Consider the following 11,998-nt stretch of genomic DNA (forward strand, 5'->3'; position numbering starts at 1 on the left):
GGGCTGGTAAAAGAGTAAGCTTGTAATCGCTTCCAGTATTGATATCCGTCAGCATTTATCATTGAGGAGGAATATAATGCGCAACAAGTATGTTGCATGGTTGCTAATTGCAACGATGCTGGTCACCAGCCTGCTTATTTCTGTTGGAGAGCCTGTCTCCGCAGCCGGTGGACAAAATTTAGCTCTCGGCAAGACGATTACCGCGAGCGGACAATCTCAAACGTATGCACCGAGCAATGTCAAAGATAGTAATCAAGCAACTTATTGGGAAAGTGCCAATAATGCCTTTCCGCAATGGATACAAGTTGATCTGGGTGCAAATACAAGCATGGATCAGATTGTACTGAAGCTGCCGGCAGGCTGGGGGACTCGGACACAAACCCTGGCAGTCCAAGGAAGTACAGACGGGTCCGCATTTACAAACATTGTGGGTTCAACGGGCTATGTGTTTGATCCTGCTGTTTCGAATAATACGGTTACGATTAATTTTACGGCAACAAGCACCCGTTACGTGCGCTTGAATGTGACAGCCAATTCAGGCTGGCCGGCAGCGCAGTTATCCGAGTTCGAAATTTATGGCGCCAGCGCCCCGGTAACTCCCGGTACATACCAAGCGGAATCGGCAGCTCTATCTGGCGGAGCGAAGGTGAATGCCGACCATACCGGCTTCTCCGGTACTGGCTTCGTAGATGGGTACTGGGCGCAAGGAGCAGCTACCGCATTTACCGCTAACGTATCCGCTGCTGGAAGTTATGAGGTTACATTGAAGTATGCGAATGCGAACGGCTCTGCAAGGACTATCAGCATTTATGTCAATGGAACAAAGATCCGTCAGTCATCGCTTCCTAATCTGGCGAATTGGGATACTTGGGGAACGAAAGCGGAGACTTTATCCCTTAATGCCGGTAACAATACGATTGCTTACAAATATGATGCGGGCGATTCCGCTAACGTCAACCTGGATGAGATCAAGGTAACAGCGTCCAGTACACCAACACCAACACCAACACCGACACCAACACCGACACCGACACCAACACCAACACCAACACCAACACCGACACCGACACCAACACCGACACCAACACCGACACCAACACCAACACCAACACCGACACCAACACCAACACCACCGGCAACCGATAACATCGCGATTGGCAAGAGCATAACGGCGTCCTCCAGCACCCAAACTTATACGCCTTCGAATGCTAACGATAACAATACGAGTACGTATTGGGAAGGCGGCAGCAATCCAAGTACGTTAACCCTTGATCTTGGCAAAAACCACGATGTCTCTTCCATCGTGCTGAAGCTGAATCCGGCAACGGAGTGGGGCACCCGCACGCAAACGATTCAAGTGCTTGGCCACAATCAGGCCACAACGAACTTCAGCAATCTGGTTTCATCGCAATCCTATTCCTTTAACCCGGCAACCGGCAATACCGTGACAATCCCGGTTACCGCAACGGTTAAACGCCTTCAATTAAACATCACATCCAATTCCGGCGCTCCCGCAGGTCAAATTGCCGAGTTCCAGGTATTTGGCACGGCCGCAGCTAATCCGGATTTGACCATTACCAGCCTTTCATGGTCGCCTGTATCCCCGGATGAATCCAGCAATATCACTCTTAACGCAACGGTTAAGAACAATGGCAATGCAAGCTCTTCAGCTTCTTCGGTGAATTTCTATTTGAATAATGAGCTTGCGGGATCTGCTTCTGTAAGTGCATTGGCGGCCGGAGCTTCAACTGCCGTGTCCCTGAATGTCGGGACAAAGACGGCGGCAGCCTATTCGGTCAATGCTAAAGTAGACGAGAGCAATGCCGTTATTGAACTGAACGATTCCAATAATAGCTACACGAACGCAACATCGTTGGTTGTCGCGCAGGTTGCAAGCGCAGATCTTATTGGAACGACGTCATGGTCGCCAAACAATCCTGTCGCCGGCAACGCAATCGCATTTACGGTGAATTTGAAAAACCAGGGAACCGTTGCCTCTGCCGGCGGATCGCATGCGATTACCGTAGTTCTGAAGAACTCGGGCGGCTCAACGGTTCAAACATTCAGCGGTTCATATAATGGGGCCTTAGTTTCCGGAGCCACTGCAAATGTGAGCATTCCAGGATCCTGGACAGCGGTTAACGGCAACTACACGGTTACCACGTCCATTGCAGCAGACGCTAATGAAGTCACGGCCAAGCAAGCGAATAATGTAAGCACAGCTAACCTGGTTGTTTATTCCGTACGTGGTGCAAGTGTACCGTACACTAAGTATGATACAGATGACGCAACCCGCGGCGGGGGCGCAACCTTGCAATCCGCACCAACCTTTGATCAAGCTCTTACGGCTTCCGAAGCATCCGGGCAAAAATATATCGCTCTTCCTTCAAACGGTTCCTATCTGCAGTGGACCGTGCGGCAGGGTGAGGGCGGTGCAGGAGTAACGATGAGATTTACAATGCCGGACTCGTCAGACGGCATGGGCCTTAATGGCTCGCTTGACGTCTATGTGAATAATGTGAAAGTAAAAACCGTCGCCTTATCCTCCTACTATAATTGGCAATATTTCTCCGGGGATATGCCGGCAGATGCTCCAGGCGGCGGACGTCCACTGTTCCGCTTTGATGAAGTGCATTGGAAGCTGGATACGCCGCTTCAGCCAGGAGATACCATTCGTATTCAGAAAGGTAACGGGGACAGCCTTGAATATGGGGTAGACTTTATCGAGGTTGAACCAATTCCAACAGCTATTGCCAAGCCGGCTAATGCCGTGTCAGTTACCGATTACGGCGCAATTGCCAATGATGGCCAAGATGATCTGACAGCCTTTAAATCCGCTGTCACTGCAGCCGTAGCAGCCGGCAAGACCTTGTATATTCCCGAAGGAACGTTCCATCTGGGCAACATGTGGGAGATTGGATCGGTCAGCAACATGATTAACAATCTAACGATTACAGGAGCCGGGTACTGGTATACGAATATCCAGTTTACGAATCCAAATGCGGCAGGCGGAGGCATCTCGCTCCGTATTACGGGCAAGCTGGACTTCAGCAATGTGTACCTCAATTCGAAGCTCCGTTCCCGTTACGGACAAAATGCGATATACAAAGGCTTCATGGATAACTTCGGAACGAACTCCAAGATCCATGATGTTTGGGTAGAGCATTTTGAATGCGGCTTCTGGGTAGGGGATTACGCTCATACACCGGCAATCTATGCCAATGGACTGACAATCGAGAACAGCAGGATTCGGAATAACCTGGCTGACGGTGTCAACTTCGCTCAAGGCACCAGCAATTCCATAGTCCGCAACAGCAGTGTCCGTAATAACGGAGATGATGCTCTGGCGGTCTGGACGAGTAACACGAATGGTGCGCCTGCAGGAGTGAACAATACGTTCTCCTACAACACGATCGAGAATAACTGGCGTGCGGCAGGCATAGCTTTCTTTGGCGGCAGCGGACACAAGGCTGATCACAACGTTATTATCGACACCGTTGGCGGGTCCGGCGTTCGTCTCAACACTGTCTTCCCGGGATACCACTTCCAGAACAATACCGGCATAACGGTTTCTGACACAACTATTATTAATAGCGGTACGAGTCAAGATCTGTACAACGGGGAACGCGGAGCCATTGATTTGGAAGCTTCCAATGATTCTATCAAAAATGTTACCTTTACCAACATAGACATCATGAATGCGCAGCGTGATGCCATCCAGTTCGGATATGGAGGAGGGTTTGAGAATATCGTCTTTAACGACGTGACCATCGATGGAACCGGCAAAGACGGAGTGACGACATCCAGATTCTCTACCGCTCATCTGGGCGCTGCCATCTACACCTATACGGGGAATGGTTCCGCTACGTTTAATAATCTGGTCACGAGAAATATCGCATACCCGAATGTGAATTTCGTGCAAAGCGGATTTCTTTTAACTTTTAATTAATGGGCTGAAAATATCGAATCATTCCGTAAGGTAGTGTTGACAACTTCTCCGCAAATGACGGCTATATCGCAAAGCAAATGAAAAGAGCAGTCCCATTGTCATCTAGAATGACGATGGGACTGCTCTTCTTCGTTTGCAAACAGACGGATAACGCTCCAGCCGGCAATCAGCGCAGCGACCTGAAGGCCGCACGGAGTTCATTCGTAAATAACAACGGTTGTTCCCATGCCGCGAAGTGTCCGCCTTTATCGAGCACATTGTAATAGAACAGCCCTGGATAGGCTTGTTTGGCCCAGCTCTTTGGTGCTTCATAAAGCTCGTCGGGGAAGACGCTTACCGCCACCGGTATGGTGACGCCTTTGACACCAAAGAAAGGATATTTATTCTCCCAGTAGAGACGGGCTGAAGAAATCGCCGTGTTCGTCAGCCAATACATCGTGATGTTATCAAGGACATCGTCCCGCGATAGTCCTTCCCGTTTGCCGGCAAAGGCTTTGGAGATCATCTCCAGACTTTTGGCGTCGTGATCAAGCATAAAAGCTGCCAGACCGACAGGCGAATCAGCCAATCCGGTCAGCGTCTGCGGACGTCTTCCCATCATATCGCCGTAACCAAGATGCTTGAAAAAGTAATCCAGTTGTTCATAAGCACGTTTCTCGTCAGCGGAGAGTCCGGAGGGCATTGGACCGCCGGACTGAAGTGCCTTATCGATGTTGGCCGGAACCGTCCCCGGCATGTTGGAGTGAATAGCTATCAATCCTTCAGGCTTTTGAACGGCCATCAAATCCGTTATGATCGCTCCCCAATCTCCTCCTTGCGCTACATACTTCGTGTAACCTAGACGCTTCATCAGCTCTATCCAGGCACTTGCGATACGATCAAGGCCCCAGCCGGTTGTGGTCGGTTTTTCTGAAAATCCGTAACCGGGTAAGGACGGAATGACCACATCGAAAGCATCCGATGCCTGGCCGCCGTAGGCTGTGGGATTCGTAAGCGGATCAATGATTTTCATCATCTCGATAAAGGAACCCGGCCATCCGTGAGTCAGGATAATCGGCAAAGCTCCCTTATGCTTGGAACGAACGTGAATAAAATGAATGTCCAGACCGTCGATGTTGGTCATGTACTGCGGATAGCTGTTAAGCTTCTGTTCGAATTTACGCCAGTCGTAATCATTGGCCCAATAACGTGCCAGCTCCTTCATCGTCTCCAGCTGCGTGCCTTGCGATTGATCCGGGACGGTCTCCCGGTCGGGCCATTTGGTCTCGTTGATACGTCTGCGTAACTCGGTAAGCTCCGTTTCCGGTATATGGACCTGAAACGGACGAATGGCGTCTGTTTGTTGTGGTGGAGAGGAAGCTTTGGGATTCCCGTTTACTGTTGTGGACTTAATGCCGCAGGCTGTTAGAGCTAATGTCAGGATCATAATCATTGCCATATTCTTTCTCATTCTGCTGCTCATAAGTAGTCATTTCCTTTCATCAAGTATTTCAGGAATATTCACCATTAAGTTCCATCCAAATCGGAAATATTATTCTTCCTGTGACAAACCATCTTGCATGGATGAAGAGCGTCAAACGAGGAAACGCGGTTAAAACTCCGGCAAATTGGAAAATATAAACATGATTTTGTAGAGGCTGGAGGGATATCATGACGGCTCAAATAAGCGATTCGCTAGAAAAGAATGAAGAACTTCTTAAAGGTATTTTTAGCAGCTGCTATGATATTGTCTTTCGCCGCATACATGGACAGATGAATATTTTACTGGTTTATTTGGACGGCTTGGCTGATGCCAAACCATTGGATGATTTGCTGGTGAGAACTTTTGTGCCAGCTCATGAAGCGGGGGAACAATGCGATAAGGGGTATATGCTGGAGCAGCAGCTGGCTTCCATTGCAAAAACAACAACCGCACAGAAAATGGATGACATTGTATCAGGCGTTTTATCGGCGCAAGTCGTAGTCCTGGCGGACGGGCTAAATCATGCTGTAATAGCCGATTTGAAGGGCTTTGAGCAAAGAGCGATAGAAGAGCCGTCTAACGAGGTTACCATACGGGGGCCAAGAGAAGGCTTTACCGAGAGCATAAATGTGAATACGAGCATGGTTCGCCGAAAAATTCAAAGCTCCAAGCTTAAAATGGAGTCCATGACCGTTGGCAGTCTTTCAAAAACCACGGTTGTCATCGCCTATCTGGAAGGCATCGTAAAAGAATCGGTTGTCGAAGAAGTCCGGAAAAGAGTCAGCCAAATTCAAATCGATACGGTGCTTGGCGGAAATTTTATCGAGGAATTTATTGAAGATCATCCATTTACGTTATTCCCGCAAGTGCAGAACACGGAACGTCCGGATATTGTCGCTTCCTATCTTGCAGAACGAAAGGTAGCGGTGTTCGTAGACGGCTCGCCTTTTGCCCTGATCGTTCCATGTACATTGTGGAGCGCCTTTCAATCAGCGGATGATTATTATGAGCGATTTATTTACGCTACCCTCATCCGTTGGCTGCGGATGATCTTGATAGTAGGCTCATTATTTTTACCTTCCATCTATGTGGCCATAACGACATTCCATCCACAATTGCTCCCTGCGAATTTTTTGCTCAGCATCACATCTGCTCGCGAAGGAGTTCCCTTTCCAGCCGTTATTGAAGCATTTCTAATGGAATTCTTATTTGAGGGCTTACGCGAGGCTGGCATCCGTATGCCGCGTCCAACGGGATCGGCAATCAGCATTGTAGGAGCGCTCGTTATTGGACAAGCAGCCGTGGAGGCGGGGATCGTATCGGCTCCGATGGTCATTGTTGTATCTATCACGGGAATTGCGTCTCTCATTACGCCCAGATACAGTATGGGAATTGCTTTTCGAATGCTCCGTTTTCCGATGCTGTTATTCTCAGGGATGTTCGGACTATACGGCATTACGATGGCAACGCTATTCCTTCAAATTCACTTAACGAATCTGGAGTCATTCGGAGTGCCGTATTTAAGCCCAATATCTCCAATGTCGAAATCAGAGTTGAAGGATGTATTAATCCGCGCGCCAAGATGGAGTATGCATACTCTTCCGTTATCCGGTTCTAAGCGCCATCAATTACGAATTCCCAGAGGTCAAAAACCAGGTGATCAAGGAGACGAAACATGATGAAACAACGCCTGGGCGTTTTCATTGGTTTGATACTCTGTATCATCATAACGACAGGTTGTTGGGACCGTGTAGAGCTTTCAGACCGGGCATTTGATCTTGCAGCATCAACCGATCTGATGGAGGACGGGAGTTATCTGACTGCTGCTCAATTTATAATCCCTTCCAGGATTTCAGCGGGAGCAAGCGGGGAACAACCTTATTTTATCGAGACGGGTACCGGTAAAACGCTTCTTGAAGCCATTCAAAAAACACGGCAGAAGCTTTCCAGAATCATCACCCGCGGTCATCGGCGGAATTATTACATCGGAGAGGATTTGGCTAAACACGGAATAGGAGAGCTTCTTGACGGGTTTTCACGGGATCCCGGCAATCGTATCCGATTAGACATTTGGGTGGTGAAAGGGGGAAAAGGCATGGATGCTTTAAAGGTCCATTACCCTTTGGAGAAAATTCCTTCTATCGCTTCGGTCAAAATTCATCGGGCGGTTGGAGGAACGACGGCCACATCGTACCTCGACTTTATGATGGCAGCAAGCAGCGAAGGCAGCAGCCCAACCTTGCCTGTTGTCGATATCGTTCAAGGAGCTGCTCCGCAAGAAACGATCCGTTTTTACGGACGGGCTATTTTTAACCACGATTATAAATTGGTTGGCTATTTGAACTTTGTTGAAGGTGCTTACCGGCAGTGGATACTGAAGAGAATTTCTTATTTGGATTTAGCGGAGGAGATTCCGGAAGCAGGAGGAAACGTAGGCGTTATTGTTAACAGCTTCGGAAGTAAAATAAGGAGCAGCGTTTCCGAAAAAAATAAGGTAAAGATGGAGATTGAGCTTACGGGAGCCGGTCATGTTGCGGAAAACAATACCAATTTGAATCTTAACAAGGGGAAAAATTTGAAGCTTGTTCAGAATGAGCTTAACAAGAAGACAAGCGAACATGTTCTTGCAATGATTACCAAAGTGCAAAAGCAATTTGGCACCGATGTTTTAGGCTTTGATCAGGTTATGAATCGTCAGCATCCTGCGCAGTGGAACAAAATAAAAGGACAGTGGAATACGATTTTCCCGAATATTGAAGTTTCGGTCCGTGTCAACATCAATTTGAAATACATGGGTTTAGTAGGGCCGCCGCTTCAGTATAAAGAAAGTGAGATTAAAAAATGAAAATCTCCGGATATCAGCTGTTTTGGCTGATTTTTACGATGGAATTTGGGATGACAGCGATTTTCACTCTTTCACCCGCCGTTTTTTTGTCTAAACAAGACGCGTGGATCTCCATTCTCTTAGCAACTTTGATAGCTCTGGCAACTACTTTTGTTGCGGTTAAACTAAGTCTCCTGTATCCGGAGAAGACCTTTATTCATTCGAGTCAATTGATCCTTGGAAGGTGGCTGGGAAGACTTGTCTTACTCCCTTATTTTGTAATGTGGTTTTCGGTGACGGGAGTTATTTTAAGGGAGTTCGCGGATTTTGTTTACATCACCCTATTTAGCTCCACGCCACAATGGAGTATTATTCTCATCATGTTAAGTGCTGTCGTATATGCAACCTATACCGGAGGACTTAGAAGTATCGCCCGAAGCGGAGAAATTATTGGTCCTGTGTCCGCATTAGGCAGTATCCTCATCCTTGTCTTTAGTGTGAAGGACTGGGATTGGCTAAGACTGCTTCCGGTATATTCGAACTCGGGATTTTTGCCCATTGTGAAAGGTGGCATGACACCGGCATCCTTCCTGGCGGAATCCTTTATGGTAGTCATGTTAGTAGCTTTTATGAAAAAACCGCAGCGGGTGATGATCTCCACTTTATCAGGGGTTGCAGCTGCATCTATTGCTATTCTGGCCATGACCATGATTGTCATTATGGTCTTTGGTCCGGAATTGCCGGCTAAATTTATTTATCCGCTTTATTCCATCGTTTCGTATATATCGGTGATGGAATTTATTCAGAACGTGGATGTGTTGATTGTCTTGCTTTGGATCATTAGTATTTTTATAAAGCTGTCGCTCTATATGTTTATCACCAGTTACGGAACTGCTCAATTGTTTCATATCAAAAAATGGAAACGAACGATTTGGTGGATTGCGCCAATTGTTTTTGTGATTTCCTTTGTGCCGCGAAATACAAACGACACCATGGTTTACGCAAAAACAATCTGGCATGATTGGATCTTTCCGATTAATCTCGTAGCAATCCCGTTGTTGCTGTGGGTTATTGGTTCTATCCGCAAAAAAATGGCATCTTAAGCATTGAGGACTTGAAAAAAGGCAGCCTGATCGGCTGCCTTTTCGTATGGACCAGGTTATCCCTTCTTCGTTTGCAAACGGATCACGTTCCAGGATGCTTTACTTAGTATAGCTTGAACATTGCCGTTATCAACAGAGGACCGGCCTCCGGCATGCGGAACGACATGACGCGGATTGGCTTTGGTATTCGTTGCTTTCAGATCCTCGCTCTCAAGCACAATATGCTCAATGACACTCACGTCGCTGAAACTTGCGAGATCCAGGTTCAGCTCCATTTGCTCTTCCAGATGACGGTTGACGGCGAAGACGGTAACCAGACCTAGCTCCTCATCGTAAACGCTGATAGCTTCGAGGAAAGGTACATCTGTGAAATCCTTGGAATCGTATTTTGGAGAAGAAATAACGGCTTGAAGTACAGTCCCTCTGCCGAAGCTGGAAGCGTGAAGGAACGGGTAATAGGTCGTTTGCAGCCAGATCGCTCCGTTTGTTTCGGTCATAATCGGGGCAATTACGTTAATTAATTGCGCGATGCAGGCCATTTTGACACGGTCCGCATGCTTGAGAAGCGTAATGAGGAAGCATCCGACCGCAAGAGCGTCTTCATGCGTATACACATCTTCAAATTCCGGCGGGGCAATCTGCCATCGCTCATCGGCACGGCTTGTACCAATCGTGTTCCATACATTCCATTCGTCTAGGGAGAGCATCAGCTTCTTCTTGCTGCGCTTCTTCGCTTTCACATAGTCGCAGATCGCGGCTACGCTATCAATAAATTGATCCATATCGAGCGACTTGGCCAGAAAATTGGCTGTATCGTTATTGTTGTTATTGTAATAGGTATGCAGCGACAAGTAGTCGACTTGATCATAGGTCAAATCAAGGACGGTTGCCTCCCAATCCGCGAAGGTGCTCATGCCGCTGCTGGAGCTGCCGCACGCCACTAGCTCAATTGACGGATCAACCCATTTCATCACTTTGGCGGTTTCATTGGCAAGCCGGCCGTATTCCACTGCCGTCTTCGCGCCAATCTGCCAAGGACCATCCATCTCATTGCCAAGACACCAGGTTTTGAAGCGGTGAGGCTCTTTGTAGCCGTGGGAGATCCGGAGATCGCTCCAGTACGTTCCGCCGGGATGATTGCAATACTCGACAAGATTTCTTGCCGCGTCCATTCCACGTGTACCCAGATTGACAGCCATCATGACTTCGGTGCCAACCAGTTTCGCCCAATCCGCGAATTCATTGGTTCCGACCTCGTTTGTTTCCGTTGTCCACCAGGCCAGCTCGAGCAGCCGTTTCCGCTTGCTCTTTGGACCTACGCCATCCTCCCAATTGTAGCCGGATACAAAGTTGCCGCCAGGGTAGCGGATAATGGGAACCTGCAGTGCTTTGATCGCCTCTATCGCATCCTGACGGAAACCATTCTCATCAGCGGTCGGGTGATCAGGATCGTAAATGCCGCCGTAAACCGCGCGTCCCAAGTGTTCGATAAAGGAGCCGTACAGACGGGGATCAACGGGGGAGACAGTGAAGTTTTTGTCAATAAGCATGCTGGAACGAATAGCCATAAAATAACCTCCAAGTAGAATTTAGAATTAGCTTAAAGCAAAATCCATATTTTCATTGAAATGATATAATATTCGTAACATAATGGTTATTAACAGGCAACAATAAGTTTTAGGATTAGATTAAAACAAAATCCTGCTGGGGTGAGGAAATGCTGTCAACCAATGCAGAGTCTTTAATGGTCTATGAAGCTCTGGCAAGTGAAGTACGCTTGAAGATTATTGATAAATTATTTGAACGGGAAAGGCATGTGAAAGAGCTGGCCGCCGAGTTGTTCCTCAGCAGCGCGGTCATTAGCGGACATATCCGGAAGCTGGAGCAAGCAGGGATTGTTGGAAGCAAAATGAAAAGGGTGGACGGAGGCACGTATAAGATTTGTTTTATCAAGTCGGAATTTCTGCAGATCAAGCTGTCTCCCAATGTCTCCTCTTCTCTAAGCTTTCATGAGCTGTCCGTGCCGATCGGGCATTATACCGATTATGAGGCGACGCCAACCTGCGGGGTTGCGACAACGGAAAGGATGATCGGCCAATATGATAATCCGGTATGCTTTATGGACCCGGAGCGGGTGAATGCGGGTATTTTATGGTTTGCCAGAGGTTGGGTTGAATACAAGATTCCTAATTATTTGTATAAGGACCAGCAGCTTCATGAGATTGAAATCTCATTCGAGATTGGTTCCGAAGCACCACGCGTGAATGAACATTGGCCATCGGATATCCATTTCTATCTGAATGATAAAGCGCTTGGAGTATGGACGAGCCCCGGTGATTATGGGAAGACAAGAGGAAGACTGACCCCGGAATGGTGGTCTCACGATGTTAATCAATACGGTTTGCTCAAGGTCCTTCGGATCAAGGAGAACGGAAGCTATATTGACGGGCAGAAGATATCGGATGTAGGTCTTAAGGATATCGGGACCGATGCCATGAACTGGTCATTCCGGATAGCCGCCCAGGATACTGGCCGCGGGCGGGGAGGACTTACCCTCTACGGAAAGGGCTTTGGCAATTACAATCAGGACATTGTCTTTAGGAGTATATACGTGTGAATGTATACATTTAACTGGAATGATTATTGGCGGACCTGCCTTG

7 protein-coding genes are annotated in these 11,998 nt (G+C 47.8%); 5 read left to right on the forward strand and 2 right to left on the reverse strand.

Going from position 1 to position 11,998, the window contains the following annotated elements; genetic code table 11:
• Window positions 1–76 precede the first annotated feature (76 nt).
• Window positions 77–3,949 (forward strand): discoidin domain-containing protein, encoded by a 3,873-nt coding sequence (locus BM200_RS03280; RefSeq protein WP_091181292.1) that lies wholly within the window; start codon window positions 77–79, stop codon window positions 3,947–3,949.
• Window positions 3,950–4,115: 166 nt separating this feature from the next.
• On the opposite strand, the gene BM200_RS03285 is transcribed toward BM200_RS03280, so the two are convergent.
• Window positions 4,116–5,411, reverse strand: coding sequence for an epoxide hydrolase family protein (locus BM200_RS03285; protein ID WP_245772878.1), 1,296 nt, complete (start codon window positions 5,409–5,411; stop codon window positions 4,116–4,118).
• Window positions 5,412–5,599: 188 nt separating this feature from the next.
• Between BM200_RS03285 and BM200_RS03290 the strand changes: the two genes are divergently transcribed.
• The 3 genes from BM200_RS03290 to BM200_RS03300 are packed head-to-tail and all read left to right on the forward strand — an operon-like array spanning window position 5,600 to window position 9,338.
• The gene (locus tag BM200_RS03290) at window positions 5,600–7,090 is read left to right on the forward strand and encodes a spore germination protein (protein ID WP_091181293.1); all 1,491 of its coding nucleotides are present in this window, start codon (window positions 5,600–5,602) and stop codon (window positions 7,088–7,090) included.
• Window positions 7,087–8,256, forward strand: a complete 1,170-nt coding sequence (locus BM200_RS03295) for a Ger(x)C family spore germination protein (protein ID WP_091181296.1) — start codon at window positions 7,087–7,089, stop codon at window positions 8,254–8,256. Before BM200_RS03290 ends, BM200_RS03295 begins: the two co-directional genes overlap by 4 nt.
• Window positions 8,253–9,338: a GerAB/ArcD/ProY family transporter gene (locus tag BM200_RS03300; RefSeq protein ID WP_091181298.1), complete on the forward strand. Its 1,086-nt coding sequence runs from the start codon at window positions 8,253–8,255 to the stop codon at window positions 9,336–9,338. Before BM200_RS03295 ends, BM200_RS03300 begins: the two co-directional genes overlap by 4 nt.
• A gap of 56 nt (window positions 9,339–9,394) precedes the next feature.
• On the opposite strand, the gene arfA is transcribed toward BM200_RS03300, so the two are convergent.
• Window positions 9,395–10,906, reverse strand: a complete 1,512-nt coding sequence (arfA, locus tag BM200_RS03305; protein WP_091181301.1) for an arabinosylfuranosidase ArfA — start codon at window positions 10,904–10,906, stop codon at window positions 9,395–9,397.
• A gap of 149 nt (window positions 10,907–11,055) precedes the next feature.
• On the opposite strand from arfA, the gene BM200_RS03310 reads away from it, so the two are divergent.
• Window positions 11,056–11,955 carry an ArsR/SmtB family transcription factor gene (locus BM200_RS03310; protein WP_091181304.1) on the forward strand — a complete coding sequence of 300 codons (900 nt, stop codon included), beginning with the start codon at window positions 11,056–11,058 and terminating at the stop codon, window positions 11,953–11,955.
• The last annotated feature ends 43 nt before the right edge of the window (window positions 11,956–11,998 follow it).

The organism is Paenibacillus catalpae (genome assembly GCF_900112695.1).
Lineage (GTDB): Bacteria > Bacillota > Bacilli > Paenibacillales > Paenibacillaceae > Pristimantibacillus > Pristimantibacillus catalpae.

Coding starts and splice junctions, on each gene's coding strand:
- BM200_RS03300 (WP_091181298.1), top strand. CDS start 8,253: ATGAAAATCTCCGGATATCAGCTGTTTTGGCTGATTTTTACGATGGAA.
- arfA (WP_091181301.1), bottom strand. CDS start 10,906: ATGGCTATTCGTTCCAGCATGCTTATTGACAAAAACTTCACTGTCTCC.
- BM200_RS03310 (WP_091181304.1), top strand. CDS start 11,056: ATGCTGTCAACCAATGCAGAGTCTTTAATGGTCTATGAAGCTCTGGCA.
- BM200_RS03285 (WP_245772878.1), bottom strand. CDS start 5,411: ATGAGCAGCAGAATGAGAAAGAATATGGCAATGATTATGATCCTGACA.
- BM200_RS03290 (WP_091181293.1), top strand. CDS start 5,600: ATGACGGCTCAAATAAGCGATTCGCTAGAAAAGAATGAAGAACTTCTT.
- BM200_RS03280 (WP_091181292.1), top strand. CDS start 77: ATGCGCAACAAGTATGTTGCATGGTTGCTAATTGCAACGATGCTGGTC.
- BM200_RS03295 (WP_091181296.1), top strand. CDS start 7,087: ATGATGAAACAACGCCTGGGCGTTTTCATTGGTTTGATACTCTGTATC.